The following is a 17,549-nucleotide window of genomic DNA, read 5'->3' on the forward strand; positions in this document are numbered from 1 at the left end:
CCATCAGGGGCGCGCCTGCGTGCGCTGGGGCCATTCGCTGGCAACAAGGGTCAGCAGATCAAACTGCGCCACACGGGTATCATCGTCGCTGCGCAAGACCTGACAGGCCCATTGCACCTCGGCTGCGCCGGCCTTGCTCAGAGGGCCGATGCAGCAGCAGGTGAGGGTGACATAGAGCGCGGTGTCGAAATAGACGGGTGCAAAAAACCGCAGGTCCTTAGCCCCGAGATTGGCCAGCACCGGGCCGGGTTCAGGATCAACAAAGAGGCCATTGGCCAGCGCCATGATGAACTGACCATGCGCCACGCGCCCGTCAAAGAACGGATGGCTGCGCGCGGCGGTTTCATCCATATGCGCATAGAAGAGATCGCCGGTCAGATGGCCGAACGCTTCGACGTCCTCGGCACTGACAATGCGGTCGGCGCTGCGCAAATGATCTCCGACCCGGAGGCGGGACAGGGGTTTGCGGAACGGGTGTTCACCTTCCCGCACCGGCACGCCCTCCATCCAGATCCCGGAGACTTGGGTCAGCAGGGTGGCTGGGCCGGTGATTTCACTCTCTTCGAGGTAGAATTCCAATAGCGAGAGGATGTCCTCCTCTGCCGGGGCGGGCGCCTGCGGTCCGGGGCTGGCGGTTTCGGGATTGAACACGGTGATTTGGTCCAGACAGGGCGCAAGGCTGGCGACAAATTCACCCAGAAACCCGTGCTGGCGCGACACGACCGTGAGGCTGCGCTGGCCGGGAAACTGACGCAGAACCTCCAGCACGCCATGGGTGTCGCTATAGGGCACCAGAGAGATCTGCGGCGCGGGGGCTTGGGTGTTTTCCATGGCGGCGGACAGGGAGGCCGGGCCGATGCCGATCTTTCCAAAAGCCGAGCGCAGACGTTCGGTGGCGCGCTCTTCGAGTGAGGCGGGCACCAGCACACAGGTTGCAAAAGAGGCGTTGCGGTGAACGGTGGCGACCGCCTCGAGAAACAGCTCCCACTCCTGCGCACCGGGGTCGTATTCGGGGGCCAGCAACAGGGCGGTATGGCTGGCCTGACAGGCACCGAGACGCAGGCTGCCGTCCAGCACCTTTGGGTGGGCGTGAAAGGTCGCGGTATGCGCGGGCTTGGCGCAGAGGGTGACGATATCGCCGCGTTGAAAATGCGGCAGGAGGGTCTCGGCATCGATCACCGGCACCACATGAAGCAGGCTCTCGGGGAGAGCAGCGGTACTGCGCAACAACCGGCACAGGCCGAGGGCGGAAGGCTGTGCGATGTCCGAGACGCACATGAGCACGCTGCGCCCGGACAGGATCGCAAGGCTCAGCCGTTCCATCAGATTGGGAAAGGAGGCGTCATTGGCCACCACATGCGCGGCCAGCCCGCTGCCGGGTTGTTTCAGTCGCATCCGCACCTGTCGATCGGGGCAGGGGGCGGCGGTCCCCGCGTGGGCGCAGGGGCGGGCGGGGTCGCGTAGGATCATTTTCTGGTCAGGGAGGCCGCGGCAGGCCAGTGTCACCAGCCGTTTCATACGCAACAACCCCTGCAGGAACCCGGCGTCGGCCAGAATGGGATCGTGGCGTGCCCGCTCGCTGTTAGCCAGCGCGGTCAGCCCGTCGTACATCCGGCGCAGCAGTTGCGCGCGTTTGGCAAAGCTCAGACTGTGCAGGCTTTGGCCGCTGGCCCCGCGACATTGGGCAATCTGTTGTGCGAGCGTGCTGTGGCGGCTCATGTATGGGGTTTCGTGTGCTGCACGTTCTGACAGATCCGGGCCCGCCGAGGCGCAAAAGGGCGCACCATCCGGCACGCCGGACTGAATGGCATAGGCCAGTTCTACGCCACGTTGAACGGCGGCCTTGCGCCGTGAGGTCAGGTCGGTTTCAACGTCGGCGGTATTGGCCATGTCACGCTCCACTCAAATGCACAGATGGCAGAATTGAGCGTGATCCAGCCTCGTATTTCCAATCGATTCATCGGAGGGCGTGCTTCAGCTTTTCCGAGGTCAGCGCAGCGCGGCGCGCACGCTGTAGCAGGGCGTTGTCTGTAATCAGCCTTGCTGAGAGGGTTGTTCGGAAAAATCGATGCCTCTTTTTTATGCGCCTAAATTATGCTCGGGGCATTGGAATTTGGACCTATTCGGGAAAGAGGTATTTGAACATGGCGGAGCAGAAGACCATTTGTATTGCTGGTGCTACGGGGCTGGCCGGGGCCTATGCGGTGCGTGAAGCCTTGCGCAGAGGTCACAATGTGCATGCCACAGCGCGCGATATAAACCGGGCACATCGGTTATATGAGTTTCCCGGTGCCGCGGGCAGGCTCCGGCTGTTTGAGGCCCATGCCGAAAGGCCCGAGAGCTTTGCTGCGCCCTTGGTCGGCGCGGATGCGGTCATTCTGGCCTGTTTCCCAACCCCGCGCAGCGGGCGAGACGGGCGCGCGATAGCAGAACTGGAGCCGGGGCGGGCGTGGCGCGATGTGGTCGCGCCGGCCAAGATCGCCTGCCGCGAAATCCTGCAGATTGCGGCGCGCACGGATGTTGCGGCGGCTGTTCTGTGTTCAAGTACCGCTTCCGCTGCGCCCGTACCGCCGCCGCCGGTGCTGAACGAATTGCGTGATGTGTCCTCGCTGGCCGATCAGCGCGCTGCTGGCAAATACATGCAGGCCCAGAAAACCGCGATGGAGCAGGCCGCACAGGAAGCGGCGGATCGGGGGGGCATTCGTCTGACGATTTTGCTTTCGAGCATGATGGTGGCCCCCGCTTTGTTGCCGTGGCATCTGGAGGGCCATGTGCTGAGTTTTCTTGCTGGTTTGGTGCGCGGCATTCCGGGTTGGCATCAACAGGTGCCGGATGGTGCCATGTCATTGACCAGCCCCGAGGATCTGGCGGGTTGCGCCTTGCAGGCCTGCGAGACTGCGCAGGTGGTGGGGCGCTATTTCACCCTGAGCGACAGTTGGACCTGGGCGCGGATCTATCAGGAGATCGCCCATTATGTGCCGCAAAGCGCCCTGCCGGTGACAAATGGCGCAGCGCCAAAATTGCCGACAGTTTATGACTTTTCGCGCCGGGACAGCCTTGGGGTCGCGTTCACACCGATAGACGAGATGTTGCGCCGCTTTTTTGCAAGTGTGCCGACGCCTTCGGGCGAAACTTCACCGCAGCGCGTCAGCGCGGAATGAGGCCGCGCTGACGCTGTGAACGGCTCAGGAAAACACGATGCCGCCGTCAACATTGAGCGTCTGACCGGTCACAAAGGCGGCATCATCGGAGGCAAAGAAAGCCACCGGGCCGACCACGTCCTCGGGATCGCCGATCCGCGCCATTGCGGTTTTGGCGGACCATGCGCTGCGGGTTTCGGGATCGTCCAGATTGACCCGGCCCATATCGGTGAGGATGATCCCCGGACAGACGCAGTTCACTGTGATGCCAAGCGGGCCGACCTCTTGCGCCAACACGCGGGAAAACCCCATGACGGCGGCTTTGGATGCGGAATAATGCGCCTGTTCGGGCGCACCATGTTTGCCGCCAATCGAGGCGATATTGACGATCCGCCCATACCCACGGGCTTTCATCGAAGGCAGCAGCGCTTGCGTCACCATAAAGGTGCCCTTGGCGTTGACGTCCATCACCGCATCCCAGACCTGTTCGGGCAGGCCATCAACCGGGCCTGATATCAAAATGCCCGCATTGTTGACCACGGCGTCGATCTCGCCGAGGTCTGCACGGGCCTGCGCCACCATGGCCTCGACCTGCGCCTTGTCGGAGACATCGGCATAAAGGCAAAGCGCGCGCTGGCCTGTGGCGCGGATTTGGCCGGCGACGCCTTCCAGTTCTGTCTTTTGTCGATCAATATCGTTGAGCGCGACATCATAGCCGCGTGCCGCAAGGCCCAATGCGATGGCGGCGCCGATGCCGCGGCTGGCGCCTGTCACGAGCGCGGTTCTTGCTTTGGTCATGAGAAACTCCTGTTAAGCTGCGGTATAGCCGCCATCCACCGTGAGGATGGTGCCGGTGATGTAGCTGGCGGCGGGAGAGGCGAGGAACAGGACCGGGTCGGCGATCTCTTGTGGGTCGCCCAGACGCCCCATCGGAGTGCGCTGCATCCAGACCTCAAACCAGTCCGGTTTGGAGCGACCCGCCAGCGTGAGTTCGGTGGCGGTGTAGCCGGGTGCCACCGCATTGACGCGCACCCCTTGGCTGGCCCATTCCAAAGCGGTGGATTTGACCAGCAAATTGACCCCGGCCTTGGCGGCGTTATAGGCGGCTTGTGGTTGCGGCCAGACGGCCACCTCGCCGCAGATCGACGAGGTCACAACACATGCGCCGCTGCCGCGGTGGGCCATGCCGGGTCCAAAGGCGCGCAAACTGTGAAACACGCCCGTCAAATTCACGTCGATCACCCGCCGCCAGTCGGCGGGGTCCACGGTTGCGGTCGGGGCGTTGTGAACGATGCCGGCATTGGCCACCAGCACGTCGGGGTGTTCGCGGCGCGCAAGCGCGGCGCAGGCGTCCCAGTCGGTCACATCAAGGGGCGCAAAGCGTCCGCCAAGCGCGGTGGCGAGGGCCTCGCCTGCGGTTTTATCCAGATCGGCGATCACCACCGTGGCACCGGCCTGCGTCAGCGTGCGAGAAATGGCAGCACCGATCCCCTTGGCCCCGCCGGTCACCAATGCGGTCTGGCCCTGCAGGCTGAATTGTGTGGCCAAACTCATGACAGCACCTGTTTCAGCGCCGGATAGAGTGCGCAGTAGCGTGTGTAGATCTCGTCATAGGCGCGGGTATTGTCCGCGCGCGGCTCAATCAGGCGTCCGGGGTGGACCATAACGCCGATGCCCTCATCGATGGTGTCAAAAATGCCAGCGCCGACGCCCGCAAGCACCGCCGAGCCGGTTGAGGGGGCATCGGGCGAGGCGGGCACCCGCACCGGGATGCCTGCGGTATCGGCGTGGATTTGCAACCACAGATCAGAGGCAGTAGCCCCGCCGCCAACGGTGATTTCCTCGCCCGTGTAACCCGCCTGCGCAAAGGCATCGAGAATGGCGCGGGTGCCAAAGCCGATACCTTCCATGGTGGCGCGGAAAATATGGTGCAACTCATGGCCAAGGTTCAGCCCGACCAAAGCGCCGCGCGACAGCGGATCGGTGTGCGGCGTGCGGTTGCCCTGAAAATGATCCTGCACCAACAGCCCCTCAGCCCCCGGTGGCAGGGCTGCGGCTTTGGCGTTCAGGCGTTCGAAATCCAGCGGTGCGCCGGTGAGGCGTGACAGCCAGTTGAGGATCGAGCCGGTCGAGGTTTGCCCGCCCTCGACGATCCAGCGGTCGGGGTAGACGATATCGGCATAGCTGCCCCAAACGCCCTGCGCGTGGATGGGGGTTTCGGTGACGCCGAACTGGAGATGCGAAGAGCCGGTGATCATCGCAAGCTGGCCGGGGCGGTGGACCCCGAGGCCGATCATGCCGATCAGCGCATCCGCGCCCCCCTGCACCACTTTGACCGATGCGGGCAGGCCCAGCTCGTTGGCAGCGGCGGCCGTGAGGGTGCCAACCACATCCCCCGGTGCGACGACACGATTGGGCCATTTCTCCTCAAGCTCGGGTATGCCCAGTTTTTGCAGAAGGCTGCTGGCCCATCCCCCCTCGCGGGAGCGGTAGTGCCAGCGCAGCCCGGCATTATCGAGGCTGGCGGCCCATTCGCCGGTCAGACGATAGGTGATGAAATCCTGATATTCGCAGATGCGATGGGCTTTTTCAAAAATCTCCGGCTCATTGCGTTTGAGCCAGAGCGATTTTGGGATCATCCATTCGGCAGAGACCGGCCCCTTGCCGCCGCCATTGAGCGCCAGTGCGGGATCTGCGGTGTCGAGCACGGCTTGCGCCTCGTCATGGGCGCGCACATCCATCCACATGATCGCGGGGCGCAGCGCGCGGCCATTTTCATCAAGGGCGACCACCGTGCAGCAGGTCGTCGCGTAGCAGATCGCCGTGATCTGGTCGGCGGGGACTCCAGCCGCGCGGATTGCGCCCTGTGCAGCGTTGACGAAGGTCTGCCACCAGTCCTCGGGGTTTTGCTCTACTCGTCCCGGTTTGAAATCGGTTTTGTAGGGCACGGCGCTGGTCCCGAGACAGGTGCCATCGGCATCGTAGACGCGGGCGCGCAGGCTTTCGGTGCCACCATCGGCAGTCAAAAAACAGGCCATGAAACCTCCTCATATCATGGACAGGGTTCCTTTAGAGAGTGCGGTAGGCCTCCAATGCCTTGCCCGCGTACATGACAGCGGGCCCGCCCCCCATTTCGACGGCCACCTCAAGGGCCGCAACCAGCGCCTCCTCGCTGGCCGCATGGCGTTTGGCCGCATCGACATGATAGAGGATGCAATCTTCGCAGCGGGTTGCAACAGCGATTGCAACGGCGATCAATTCGCGGTCGGCGGTGCTGAAGTGGCCTGCCGTGGTGGCGGCGGATGACACGGCGGCAAAGCCTTTCATCAGGTCGGGTGCTTGTTTGGCAAAAGCGCCCATGCGCAGTTTTGCGGCCTTCAGGGCCTCGGTCGGCGGTGTGTCAGTCATCGATGATCCCCTTGGCGATAATGGCGGCGGCGGCTTTGGGATCATCCCAATGCGGCATATGTCCGGCGCGGGCAAAGACGTGGAGCGCGATCTCTGGCGCAACATCGAGCGCATCCTGCCAGTCGAGCACCGCATCTTCGCATCCGGTTAGAATCCGCACTGGCATTTGCCGGGCCAGATCTGCGAGCGGGGCGCGCAGGTTCAGCCGCTGCTGATCGCCATGGCTCAGATCCGAGGCCAGTGCGGTCAGACGTCCACGCGCAAGATCGGCGTGGATCTGCGCCACGGTGGCTGGCGAGAAGGCGGCGGCACGCGCAGAGAGGTTGCGCAGCAGATGGGCGATGGCCCCGGCGCTTGTGGCTTCGGCCATGCCGGTGAGGAAGGCACCGTTGATCCAGAGACCGAGCCCTGCCGGCGCAATCAGCGTAAGCGAGCGCACCGCTTGGGGCGTGGCAGCGGTGGCGGCAATGGCGGTGGCTGCCCCAAGCGAATGGCCCACCAGATGCACCGGACGCGCGGGGTCGAGCTCTTGGGTCAGGGCATTGACCAGATCGTCAAAGGTCTGCGCCTCTTGCGGCGTCTTGCCATGGGCGGGCAGATCGACCGCCCGCGCGGCGATCCCGGCGCGACCAAGCATTTTACCAAGCTGTTCAAAAGTGACGCTGTCGCCCCCAAAACCGTGCACGAGCAGGGCAGGGGTGCCATTGGCTGGTCCCCAAGACATGGCCGCCAGACGACCTGTGCTGCCGGATTGGCTGCGGGTCACATCGATAAGCTCAATACGGCCACGTCGCCCGGTGCCTTGGATGTTGTTGAGATCCAGCCCGGCCCGGCGCGCGGCGCGGCGGGCCAGAGGGGTGGCGCGCAGACGCTCCCCGGCAGGGCGCGGCGCGGACGGAGAGGGGGCCGTGGGGGTGTTGGCGGTGGCGGCTGCGGGAGAGGCCACGGGCTCTGCGGCGGGGGGCATATCGCCTGCATCTTTAGGTGCGACTTCGACGCGGGCGATGGGGGTGTCGACCTTGACGGTCTCTCCCGGTGCAACAAGAGTTTCCACCAGGCGACCGGACACCAGAGCGGGAAATTCAGCCACGGTTTTGTCGGTCTCGACCTCCAGCAGGGAAGCGCCGCGGGCGTAGTCTTCGCCCAGTTTCACCATCCAGCTGATGATTTTGCCCTCTTCCATGGTTTCACCCAAGCGAGGCATCAGCAGGTCGATCACCACCTTGCCCGCCGTGGGGGGCGCTGTATCCGCATCCGTATCTGGGTCAGCATCTGTGGCGCTGACCCAATCCTCCGCGCCCGCAAGATCGATTTCGGCAATCGGCTCTCCCAGGCGCACCAGCGCGCCGGGGCTGACGAGGATCTTTACCAAGCGACCGGAGCCAAGGGCCGGGTATTCCACCGCCGTTTTGTCGGTCTCAAACTCCACCAAAGGCGCGCCGCGCTCAAACGACTGACCCTCGGTGATGCGCCATTCGGAGACCGTGCCTTCTTCCATGGTCTCGCCAAGGCGGGGCATGGTCAGGGTGACGGTGCTCATGCTGCGCTCCTTTCTGCCAGCAGTCGCGCGGCCACCTGTTGCACCGCCTGTGATGTGGGCACGGAGTTGGCCTCCAGATCGACCGAGACGGAGATCGGGATGTCCTCGCCGCACAGCCGGATCACCGGTTCTGCGAGGAAGTCGAAACATTCCTCGTGGATGCGCGCAGAGAGTTCCGCGCCAACACCGGCGGTCATGACCCCTTCGGAGACGACCATCACCCGCCCGACGCGTTCCACATGTTGGCGCACGGTATCGAAATCCAGCGGGTTGAGGCAGCGCAGATCAATGACTGTTGCCTCAAGTCCTTGTTTGGACAGCTCTTCTGCGGCCTTCAGCGCATGGTGCACCTGACGCGAGTAGGTCACGATCACCAGATCGTCGCCGGTGCGGCGCACGGCGGCCTTGCCCCATGCCGGGGGTGGGGCCGAGAGGTCGACCTCTTCTTTCAGGGTGTAGAGTGCCTTGTGTTCGATGAACACCACCGGATCGGGCTGACGCAGCGATTGGCGCAACAGGTGATAGGCGTCCGACACGGTTGCGGGCATCACGAGGCGCAGGCCGGGGGTGTGCAGCACGTAAGCCTCAAGCGATTGCGAATGCTGCGCGCCTGCGGACCGGCCCGTGCCACCTTGGGTGCGCAGGACCATCGGCACGCCGATCTGACCGCCGAACATATAGCGGATCTTTGCGGCCTGATTGCCCAGCTGGTCCATCGTCATGCCGATAAAATCGACATACATCAGCTCGGCCACGGGGCGCAGGCCGGACATGGCGGCCCCCACCGCAGCGCCGATGATGGCAGGTTCTGAAATGGGCGTGTCGATCATCCGCGCGGCGCCAAATTCCTCATAGAGTCCTTTGGTGACACCATAAGCGCCGCCGTAGCGTCCGACCTCTTCGCCGATCACCACAACGCTGTCGTCCTCGGTCATGGCATCGCGCAGCGCCTGTTTGAGCGCATCCCTATATGTCATCTGGACCATGTGCTCACTCCCTTGCAAGAATTCGGTCAATACGCGCGGCCACGGCCTCGGGTTCGGGTTCGCCGGGCGCGTAGACATCGCGGAACATCGAGTTCAGTGGCGGCTCACTGGCGGCGATGGTGAAATCAATGGTGGCATCCATCTCTGCTGCGATCTCCTGATCGAGTGCGTCGAGATGTGTGCTGTCTGCCTCGCCCATTTCGATCAGGGCGGCGCGGGCGAATTGGACCGGGTCCTTGGCGCGGCCCTGTTCCTCGTCCTCGGCGCTGCGGTAGGGGCTTTTGTCCATCCGGGCGTGGCCATAAAAACGGTAGCATTCTATGGCGAGAAATCCGGGTGTGCCGCCGCGCGCCGCATCAATCACCCGGGTGGCGGCGGCGCGCACCTCGCGCACATCCAGCCCATCCACGGTTTCGGCATTGAGACCAAAGGCCAGACCGCGTTCATGCAGGGCGCGGCCCTTGGTGGCCTGTTCGATGCGGGTGCCCATGCCGTATTGGTTGTTGATGCAGACAAAGACCACCGGCAAATCCCAGAGCGCGGCCATGTTCATGCTCTCATAGAGGATGCCCTGCTGCATCGCGCCATCGCCAAAAAACGCCACCGAAATGGCCCCTTTGCCCGCGCGTTTGGAGGCCAGACCCGCGCCGACCACGGCAGGGATGCCGCCACCCACGATGGCGTTTGCGCCCAGATGCCCGAGCCCCATATCGGCAATATGCATGGAGCCGCCTTTGCCCCGGCAATAGCCCTCTTCCTTGCCGCCGATTTCAGCCATCATACGTTTGGGATCAGCCCCACGGGCGAGAAAGATCCCGTGACCGCGGTGGTGGGTCGTGAAGGTGTCGCCCTCCTGCATCAGGGAGGCAACGCCGACAGCGGCGGCTTCTTCGCCGATCGACAGGTGGAGCATGGAGCCTGCGGACTGGCCGCGCACGAACAATTCGCCCACCCGTTCCTCGAAGGTTCTGACACGGCGCATCTGTCGATAAAGCGGGAGCAGTTCCGTGTTGGAGCGGGCAGCCCGGTCGGCCACGGCGGTTTCAATGGGTGCCGTCATAGTTGCATCCTCACAGCAAATTCAGTTTGGTCGTGCGGGAGACAATCGCCACGGCGGTCAGAATGATGATGCCTTTGACGATGTTCTGGATGTAGGTGTCCATCCCGATCAGGTTGAGGCCGTTGTTGATGACCCCGATGAAGAGCGCGCCGCAAAAGGTGCCCAGCACGGTTGCGGTGCCCGGACGGAACATGGTCATGCCGATAAATACGGTAGCCAGCCCGTCGAGCAGGTAGCGTTCGCCCACATTGGGCTGTCCCGACCCCAGACGGGAGGCCAGAAGCGCGCCAGCGATCACCGCAAAGACCGAGACAAGGACCAAGGCCGCCATCCGGTAAAAGGTGATCCGCACCCCCGAAAGCTCAGCCGCTTTCTGGTTGCCGCCGACCGCATAGACGTAGCGGCCAAAGACTGTGCGCTCCATCACGAACCACGCGATGGCCACGGCGCAGACCATAAAGAACGCAAGGTTGGGGATGCCGAACAGACGGCCCTGACCCAAGGCGAGATAGGTGCCGGGCAAGCCGCCATAGATCGCGCGTCCACCGGTCATCAGGAAGTTGACCCCAAAGAGGATGGACCCCATGGCGAGGGTTGCGATCAGCGAGGGAATACCGACCTTGGTGATCAGCACCCCATTGATGAGGCCGACGATGATCCCGGCCAGCAACCCCGCCAGAAGTGCAAGCGCCAGCGGGTAGCCCATGGTCAGCAGGAGCGGCACGAGAATGCCCGCAAGCCCCACCGTATAGCCCACCGAGAGGTCGATTTCCTTGGCCGCAAAGCCAAAGGTCAGCCCCGAGCCCACAATGGTCAGGATCGCAATCTGTTGCAGAATGTTAGAGAGGTTAAACGGCGTCAAAAAGCGGTCGACGAACAGCGAGAACCCCAAAAACATCAAGATCAGAACACCCAGCGTCGAGTAGCGCTGAACAAAATCCGACCGGACCGGTTTGGGCGCGGAGGCGGGTGTGGACGCAGATATCTGTGCAGTTTGGCTGGTCATGCTGCATCTCCGGTGATGGCTGTGATGAACTGGCCCTCGGAAAAGTCCCGGGCATGAATGTCTGCACCGGGGCGACCGTGGACAAAGGGAATGGCGCGGTGGCAGACCTGAGCGATTTCGCCCAGATCAGACGAGGCAATGAGGATCGCGGCGCCTTCTGCGGCGAGGCGGCGCATATGGGCGTAGATCTCCATTTTGGCGCCGATATCGACGCCTTCGGCTGGCTCGATGAAGATCAGAACCTTGTAGCGGGCCTCTGCGCCATAGAGCCATTTGCCGATAGAGACCTTTTGCTTGTTGCCACCAGACAGGTTGCGGATCAGCTGGCGTTGGTTTGGGGTTTTGACATTCAGGAGCTTAATCACCCGGTCCGCTTCGCGCCGCTCAAGGCTGCGGTTCAGGATGCCGCTTTTGGCGGCAAATTCGGGATGCACCATGGTGAGGTTTTCAACCACCGTGCCATCGCCCGCGAGCGCGTTTTCCATCCGGTGATCCGGGACCAAGGCCACGCCGGCGCGCTGCATGACACGCACGCCGGAGCCACGGATCGGCTGGCCATCCACAGAGAGTTCACCGCGCACGACACCCTGTCTGGCATAAAGAGACCGTGCAAAGCCAAAATGCCCGGCCCCCGTCAGGCCGATCAGGCCGACGATCTCGCCCCGGCGCAGGTGAAATGCGTCCATCTCGACGGAGCCGACGGCCCAATCCTCGACCGCGAGGATAACAGGGGCAGTGGCGGGGTCCGCAGGCGTGGAGGGGGCGGCGGTTTCGGCCTCTGGCTGTCCGGCCTCGCGGCGCAGCATAAGATCGGTCAGCACCGCTTCGCTGGCGGCGGCGCGGTCGAGCGTGCCCACATGTTTGCCGTCGCGCAGCACGGTGATCCGGTCCGACAGCTCCACCACCTCAGAGAGGAAATGCGAGATCAACACCACTCCGACGCCTTTGGTGGGCAGACGTTTGATGATGCCCCACAGCTGCTTTTTCTCGCGCGCCTCAAGCGTTGCGGTGGGCTCGTCGAGGATCAATAGACGAATGTCGCCACGCAGGGCGCGCACGATCTCGATCACCTTGCGGTCTGCCATCGGCAAGTCACCAACCGGGCGGTGCAGATCAAGATCCAACCCCGGAAACCATGTTGCCAGCAGCCGCTCGGCCTCGGAGCGCAGGGCACCCCGGCGCATGATCCCGGCGGTGTGGCGGGGTTCGACCCCGAGCATGATGTTTTCAGCGCCCGTCAGCGAGGGCACGAGGCTGCCTTCTTGGCTGACATGGGCGATGCCATGCCCAAGCGCGCTGCGCGGGCTGCTGAGCGTGACGTCGGTGCCCGCAACCGTGATCCGGCCGCGTGTGGGCTGGAGCGAGCCGCCAAGGATGTTCACAAAGGTGCTCTTGCCTGCGCCGTTTTCGCCCACGAGGCCATGCACCTCGTTGAAATGGAAGGCGACATTGACCTCGTCCAGCGCCCGCGTGCCCGGGAACTCCATAAGGATATCAGAGAGATGCACAGACATGTGCCCCTCCTTTCGGGTGATTTCAAAAAGACCGTTTGAAGGCGGACCACGCAGCCTGCTGGCACATGGTCCGCCGCCGGGGAGACAGGGGTTACATGAAGTCTTTGCAGTTTTGCTTGGTCACCAAGGGGGCGTCCATGTAGACGATATCGCTGGGGATCACGTCCTCGCGCGCCTTGCCCTCGCCGACGATGGCGGTGATCCAGTCGCCAATCTGTGCGCCCATACCCTCAAACGGCTGGCTCACGGTGGCGATCATCATGCTGTCGGGCTTGCAGACCTCGGCCACGGCCTGCGGGTGGCCGTCGATGCCGATGACTTTGACATCTGAAAGCCCTGCGGCCTTCATCACGTTGATGGTGGCCTGCGCCGGTTCGTCCCATGGCGCCCAGACCGCATCGATGTCCTCGCCAAAGCGGGCGACATAGTCCTGCATGGTTGAGGTCGTGTCCTCAAAGAAAGCAGTGTAGTCGATGTTGTGTTCGGCCAGCACCTTTACGTCGCCGTATTCCTGCAGCACTTTTTCCATCACGTCGCCGCGTTTGCGGGTGCCGTGGTGTTCGGCCATGCGGAAGAAGATCAGATTGCCCGCGCCGCCCAGTTGATCGAGCAGGTAAGGCGAGACATCTGCGGACATGGCCCAGTTGTTGGTGGTGATATCCACCTGAACGCCGTCGATATAGCCGCTGTCGACGGAAAAGACCGGCACGCCTGCCTCGACCGCGACATCAATGGCCGCTTTGGAGGCGCGCAAATCCGACATGGTGATGATGATGGCATCAACCCCGCGCGACACCGCGTCCTGAAGGTTTGAGGCGGTGGCCTCGCCAGAGCCCTGACTGTCCAGAAAACTGACGTCCCAGTCATACCCTTTGTCCGAAAGCCAGTCCTCAAAACCGGCTTTGACGCGCTGTTCGGACTGGGCGGCGGCGTTGGAATGCACCCACGCGATATTGAGCGCATCCTGCGCGGCAAGGGGGGCGGCAACGCCCACGGCGAGCGCGGTTGCGGCGACACATGTTGAGAGTTTGAAGGCGATTTTGGTCATTGGTTCCTCCCTGGAATAGATGTGATCGCGGTCCTCCTCACCGCTGGCACAGGGGGATACTGCGACTCGACATTACTTTTGTCAAGCATGAGTACATTTGTAATTCATGAAGTGGATGTACAATTGTCAGGCCGAGAGACAAAGGTTATTCTCTGGGCATGAAAGATATTGATGATGTGCAAATCATGAGCCGCGCAGCCTGGCTCTATTATGTCGGCGGCCTCAATCAGGAGGAGACGGCAAACCGGCTTGGGATGACTCGCGCGCGGGTCAACAAGTTGCTTCAACTCGCAAAAGAGGCGGGGATCGTGTCGATCTCGATCGATTCACGGGGCAATGGTCTGTTGGAGGTGGAAGAGGCGCTGCGGGCGCGGTTCAACCTAGAGCGCTGCATCTGTTCGCCGCCATTGGGGCTGACCCGTGGCAGCAGATTGCCCGGCCATCTCAAGGATTTTCCGCGCCGGGCGGTGGGATCGCTGGCGGCGGCGCTGTTGCGTGATCAACTGGCGCGGCAACCCGACTCGGTGATTGGCACGGGATGGGGGCGGACCCTCGATCAGATCACCCGCAATATGGCCGGTGTGCGGGCACCTTCGGCGCGTTTTGTCAGCCTGATGGGGTCCTTAACCGCCAATAGCGCGTTTAATCCGTTCGAAGTGGTGCAGGCGCTGGCCCGTGCCACGGGGGCGGAGGGTTACTTTCTGGCGGTGCCGTTTATTGCCAATAGCGCCGAGGATCGCGACACGCTTTTGGCGCAGACCACGGTGAGCGCGGTTCTCGATATGGCACGTCGGCCCGATCTTGCGATCATCTCGGTCGGGGAACTCACGGATGAGTCGCTGTTGCGCCAGTCCGGGATGATCTCTTCGTCGGAACTGAGCGCGCTGCGGGATGCCGGGGCGATTGGCGACACCAATGGTATCTTCTTTGGCGCCGACGGTCTGCCGGTCGATCATGACCTCAACCACCGCACCCTTGCGGTCGGGTTTGACTCGCTGCGGCAATCACATTGTGTGCTGCTGTCCGGGGGCGTTGAGAAGGCAGAAGCCACGCTTGCGCTGCTGCACAGCGGTCTGGTGAAGACCCTGATTATTGACGGCGATACCGCCTGCCTGTTGAACGAGATGTGAGATTTCCAAATTGAGCGCAAACAGGGCGGGCGGTGCCATACGCAGCCCGTGGCGTCTGACATTTGAAAAATTGACCAATTGGTAAAGTGCTGGCAGGCTGCGGGCAAAGGTCCGGTGCGACGGGGGAGAGACTGGCAGAGCCAGCCCCCAACGCAGCTGGCAACGAGAGGACAGCCACCATGAGTTTTGACCTGATTATCCAGAACGCGACTCTGCCTGATGGTCGCAGCGGGTGCGACATTGCCTGTCGGGACGGGCGCATTGCCGCGCTTGAGCCCAATATCACGGCAGAGGCCGCGCGGGTCATTGATGCGCAGGGTCTGCTGGTGTCGCCGCCCTTTGTGGATGCGCATTTCCATCTGGATGCCACCCTGTCGCTGGGACGTCCCCGGATGAATGCGTCGGGCACGTTGCTGGAAGGGATTGCGCTTTGGGGGGAGCTCAAACCGATCCAGAGCATTGATGAGATCGTCGCGCGGGCGATGCGCTATTGTGATCTGGCGGTCAGTCAGGGCCTTCTTGCCATCCGCACCCATGTGGATGTGAGCGATGAGGATCTCAAGACCGTCGAGGCGATGCTGGAGGTGCGCGAGAACGTCAAAGACTATATCGATCTGCAGCTTGTGGCCTTTCCGCAGGATGGGGTGTTTCGCGCCGAAGGGGCGGACAAGCACCTGTTGCGGGCTCTCGATATGGGGGTCGATGTAGTGGGTGGCATCCCGCATTTTGAACGCACAATGGCGGATGGCGCGCGCTCGGTTTCGTGGCTGTGCGAAGTGGCGGCAGAGCGGGGCCTGCGGGTCGATATGCATTGTGACGAATCCGATGATCCGCTGTCACGCCATGTGGAGACATTGGCCTATGAGACCCAGCGGCTTGGGTTGCAGGGGCGGGTGACGGGATCGCATCTGACCTCGATGCATTCGATGGACAATTACTTTGTGTCCAAGCTGATCGCGCTGATGGCTGAGGCCGATATGCAGGTGATCGCCAATCCGCTCATCAATATCATGTTGCAGGGCCGCCATGACAGCTATCCCAAACGCCGGGGTCAGACCCGCGTGCGCGAGCTTCGGGATGCCGGGCTGAATGTGGCCTTTGGTGCTGATTGCGTGATGGACCCTTGGTATTCGCTAGGGGCGGCGGACATGCTGGAGGTGGCCTCCATGGGGCTGCATGTGGGGCAATTGTCGTCGCGCGAGGATATGCGCTGGTGCTTTGATGCGGTAACGGAGCACCCGGCCAAGATCCTCGGGCTGGAGGGCTATGGTCTGGCGGTTGGCAATAAGGCGGATATGGTGCTGTTGCAGGCCTATGACCCGATTGAGGCGATCCGGTTGAAACCCTCGCGGCTGGCCGTTGTGCGCGGCGGCAAGGTGATCTCTGAGACACCGCCAAAGATTGCCACGCTCTCGCTAAAGGGACGTCCCGCGCAGGTGGACCCGGCAAGCTATTGTCCCGGTGAATGACCGCAAACTGTCAATTGTGAAATAATGTTGCGTGAATCATACGCAAAGAGACAGAAAATTTTTCACCTATTTGTCTCTGATGTGCATAACATTTGACCAAACGGTCAAAAAGAAGGCGAACAACGCCGATGATCGTCATTCAGCGCGGACCGGAGGAGGGTTGCGCTGGCTGGGCGATCAAACTGAGGGAATGATCACCAGAATAGACACAAGCGAAAAATGATCTGTGGAGGAGAACAATCATGAAAAAGCCAGGTCTCAATCGAAGAACAATTCTGAAAAGTGGTGCGGCCTTGGGCGCGGCCTCTTTGTTGCCAGCCCCGATGGTCATGGCGCAAGCGCCGATCAAGGTGGCGGGGGTGCATGCCTCACCCGTTGAGAATGCTTGGAATTCGCGTCTGCATGTGGCGATGCTGGAAGCGGCAGAGCGCGGCGAGATTGAATATGTCTTCTCCGAGGGGATTGCAGGGACTGATTATGCCCGTGCAATGCGGGAATTTGCCGAACAGGGCGCGCAGGTGATCGTGGGCGAGGCCTATGCGGTCGAGCGCGAGGCGCGGCAGGTTGCGGGCGACTACCCGGAGACACGGTTTGTGATGGGCTCCAGCGGCAAGCCGCAGGGCGACAATTTCGGTACCTTTGGCACATGGAACCATGAAGCCGCCTATCTGTGTGGCATGCTGGCCGGTAAAATGAGCCAGTCCGGGGTGTTTGGGGCGGTGGGCGCAATCCCGATCCCCGAGGTGAACATGCTGATTAACGGCTTTCGCCAAGGGGTGGATGCGGTGCGCCCGGATGCAAAACACCTGATCAACTTTATCGGTACGTTTTTTGACCCGCCCAAGGCGCGCGAGGCGGGGCTGGCGCAGATCGATTCTGGTGCGGATATCCTGTTTGGCGAACGCATCGGCACCGCTGACGCCGCCAAGGAGCGCGGCATCAAGGCGGTGGGCTCGCTCACGGATTATTCCGAGCGCTACCCGGAGACGGTGTTCTCCAATGCGATCTGGAACTTTGGCCCGATCCTGGGTGCGGCACTTGCGGATCGCGCGGCGGGCAAGTCCAGCGGCGAGGATTACACCCGTTTTGGCCTCATGAAAGAGGGCGGCAACGATATCTCCTTTGTGGCCTCGATGGTGCCAGAAGACGCGATTGCCCCGATGGAAGAGGTCCGCGCCGCCATCAAGGCGGGTGAGTTCGAGGTCGATATCAACTTCGACGAGCCAGCCTGAGCTTTTCAAACACATT

General features: G+C 62.4%; 15 protein-coding genes. 4 read left to right on the forward strand and 11 right to left on the reverse strand.

Annotation, left to right across the window (positions count from 1 at the left end; genetic code table 11):
• Positions 1-3: 3 nt before the first annotated feature.
• Positions 4-1,890, reverse strand: coding sequence for a MaoC/PaaZ C-terminal domain-containing protein (locus UB90_RS09195; protein WP_065325159.1), 1,887 nt, complete (start codon positions 1,888-1,890; stop codon positions 4-6).
• Between the two features lie 254 nt (positions 1,891-2,144).
• On the opposite strand from UB90_RS09195, the gene UB90_RS09200 reads away from it, so the two are divergent.
• Positions 2,145-3,161 carry an NAD(P)H-binding protein gene (locus UB90_RS09200; protein ID WP_065325158.1) on the forward strand — a complete coding sequence of 339 codons (1,017 nt, stop codon included), beginning with the start codon at positions 2,145-2,147 and terminating at the stop codon, positions 3,159-3,161.
• A 24-nt stretch (positions 3,162-3,185) separates the two neighbouring features.
• Here UB90_RS09200 and UB90_RS09205 read toward each other — a convergent pair whose 3' ends face one another.
• The 10 genes from UB90_RS09205 to UB90_RS09250 form a co-directional block, all read right to left on the reverse strand.
• Positions 3,186-3,938: an SDR family NAD(P)-dependent oxidoreductase gene (locus tag UB90_RS09205; protein WP_065325157.1), complete on the reverse strand. Its 753-nt coding sequence runs from the start codon at positions 3,936-3,938 to the stop codon at positions 3,186-3,188.
• Positions 3,939-3,950: 12 nt separating this feature from the next.
• Positions 3,951-4,694, reverse strand: a complete 744-nt coding sequence (locus UB90_RS09210; protein ID WP_110613674.1) for an SDR family NAD(P)-dependent oxidoreductase — start codon at positions 4,692-4,694, stop codon at positions 3,951-3,953.
• On the reverse strand, positions 4,691-6,178 hold the full coding sequence (locus UB90_RS09215) for an FGGY-family carbohydrate kinase (protein WP_065325156.1): 1,488 nt from the start codon (positions 6,176-6,178) through the stop codon (positions 4,691-4,693). Before UB90_RS09215 ends, UB90_RS09210 begins: the two co-directional genes overlap by 4 nt.
• A gap of 31 nt (positions 6,179-6,209) precedes the next feature.
• Entirely contained in the window at positions 6,210-6,548 is a 339-nt protein-coding gene (locus tag UB90_RS09220; RefSeq protein ID WP_005685823.1) for a carboxymuconolactone decarboxylase family protein, read from the reverse strand.
• Positions 6,541-8,088: an alpha/beta fold hydrolase gene (locus UB90_RS09225; RefSeq protein WP_065325155.1), complete on the reverse strand. Its 1,548-nt coding sequence runs from the start codon at positions 8,086-8,088 to the stop codon at positions 6,541-6,543. Before UB90_RS09225 ends, UB90_RS09220 begins: the two co-directional genes overlap by 8 nt.
• Positions 8,085-9,074, reverse strand: coding sequence for an alpha-ketoacid dehydrogenase subunit beta (locus UB90_RS09230; RefSeq protein WP_065325154.1), 990 nt, complete (start codon positions 9,072-9,074; stop codon positions 8,085-8,087). The genes UB90_RS09225 and UB90_RS09230 overlap by 4 nt, the downstream gene beginning before the upstream one ends.
• Before the next feature lie 4 nt (positions 9,075-9,078).
• Positions 9,079-10,134 carry a thiamine pyrophosphate-dependent dehydrogenase E1 component subunit alpha gene (locus UB90_RS09235; RefSeq protein WP_065325153.1) on the reverse strand — a complete coding sequence of 352 codons (1,056 nt, stop codon included), beginning with the start codon at positions 10,132-10,134 and terminating at the stop codon, positions 9,079-9,081.
• A 10-nt stretch (positions 10,135-10,144) separates the two neighbouring features.
• A complete protein-coding gene (locus UB90_RS09240; RefSeq protein ID WP_065331933.1) occupies positions 10,145-11,140 on the reverse strand; it encodes an ABC transporter permease in 996 nt (331 codons plus the stop codon).
• Positions 11,137-12,654, reverse strand: coding sequence for a sugar ABC transporter ATP-binding protein (locus tag UB90_RS09245; RefSeq protein WP_065325152.1), 1,518 nt, complete (start codon positions 12,652-12,654; stop codon positions 11,137-11,139). The genes UB90_RS09240 and UB90_RS09245 overlap by 4 nt, the downstream gene beginning before the upstream one ends.
• 91 nt (positions 12,655-12,745) lie before the next feature.
• Complete coding sequence (locus tag UB90_RS09250) at positions 12,746-13,702, reverse strand: sugar ABC transporter substrate-binding protein (RefSeq protein ID WP_080929584.1); 957 nt, start codon at positions 13,700-13,702, stop codon at positions 12,746-12,748.
• A gap of 158 nt (positions 13,703-13,860) precedes the next feature.
• Here UB90_RS09250 and UB90_RS09255 point away from each other — a divergent pair, with 158 nt between their 5' ends.
• The 3 genes from UB90_RS09255 to UB90_RS09265 all read left to right on the forward strand — a co-directional run bounded on the left by UB90_RS09255 (position 13,861) and on the right by UB90_RS09265 (position 17,533).
• Entirely contained in the window at positions 13,861-14,832 is a 972-nt protein-coding gene (locus UB90_RS09255) for a sugar-binding transcriptional regulator (RefSeq protein WP_065325151.1), read from the forward strand.
• Positions 14,833-15,011: 179 nt separating this feature from the next.
• Complete coding sequence (locus UB90_RS09260; RefSeq protein ID WP_065325150.1) at positions 15,012-16,301, forward strand: amidohydrolase family protein; 1,290 nt, start codon at positions 15,012-15,014, stop codon at positions 16,299-16,301.
• A gap of 242 nt (positions 16,302-16,543) precedes the next feature.
• Positions 16,544-17,533 (forward strand): BMP family protein, encoded by a 990-nt coding sequence (locus UB90_RS09265; protein ID WP_065325149.1) that lies wholly within the window; start codon positions 16,544-16,546, stop codon positions 17,531-17,533.
• The last annotated feature ends 16 nt before the right edge of the window (positions 17,534-17,549 follow it).

The organism is Tritonibacter mobilis, assembly GCF_001681715.1.
Lineage (GTDB): Bacteria > Pseudomonadota > Alphaproteobacteria > Rhodobacterales > Rhodobacteraceae > Epibacterium > Epibacterium mobile.

Bases quoted from the DNA above. Each gene is read 5' to 3' on its own strand.
- UB90_RS09195 (WP_065325159.1), bottom strand. From the start codon at position 1,890: ATGGCCAATACCGCCGACGTTGAAACCGACCTGACCTCACGGCGCAAG.
- UB90_RS09200 (WP_065325158.1), top strand. From the start codon at position 2,145: ATGGCGGAGCAGAAGACCATTTGTATTGCTGGTGCTACGGGGCTGGCC.
- UB90_RS09205 (WP_065325157.1), bottom strand. From the start codon at position 3,938: ATGACCAAAGCAAGAACCGCGCTCGTGACAGGCGCCAGCCGCGGCATC.
- UB90_RS09210 (WP_110613674.1), bottom strand. From the start codon at position 4,694: ATGAGTTTGGCCACACAATTCAGCCTGCAGGGCCAGACCGCATTGGTG.
- UB90_RS09215 (WP_065325156.1), bottom strand. From the start codon at position 6,178: ATGGCCTGTTTTTTGACTGCCGATGGTGGCACCGAAAGCCTGCGCGCC.
- UB90_RS09220 (WP_005685823.1), bottom strand. From the start codon at position 6,548: ATGACTGACACACCGCCGACCGAGGCCCTGAAGGCCGCAAAACTGCGC.
- UB90_RS09225 (WP_065325155.1), bottom strand. From the start codon at position 8,088: ATGAGCACCGTCACCCTGACCATGCCCCGCCTTGGCGAGACCATGGAA.
- UB90_RS09230 (WP_065325154.1), bottom strand. From the start codon at position 9,074: ATGGTCCAGATGACATATAGGGATGCGCTCAAACAGGCGCTGCGCGAT.
- UB90_RS09235 (WP_065325153.1), bottom strand. From the start codon at position 10,134: ATGACGGCACCCATTGAAACCGCCGTGGCCGACCGGGCTGCCCGCTCC.
- UB90_RS09240 (WP_065331933.1), bottom strand. From the start codon at position 11,140: ATGACCAGCCAAACTGCACAGATATCTGCGTCCACACCCGCCTCCGCG.
- UB90_RS09245 (WP_065325152.1), bottom strand. From the start codon at position 12,654: ATGTCTGTGCATCTCTCTGATATCCTTATGGAGTTCCCGGGCACGCGG.
- UB90_RS09250 (WP_080929584.1), bottom strand. From the start codon at position 13,702: ATGACCAAAATCGCCTTCAAACTCTCAACATGTGTCGCCGCAACCGCG.
- UB90_RS09255 (WP_065325151.1), top strand. From the start codon at position 13,861: ATGAAAGATATTGATGATGTGCAAATCATGAGCCGCGCAGCCTGGCTC.
- UB90_RS09260 (WP_065325150.1), top strand. From the start codon at position 15,012: ATGAGTTTTGACCTGATTATCCAGAACGCGACTCTGCCTGATGGTCGC.
- UB90_RS09265 (WP_065325149.1), top strand. From the start codon at position 16,544: ATGAAAAAGCCAGGTCTCAATCGAAGAACAATTCTGAAAAGTGGTGCG.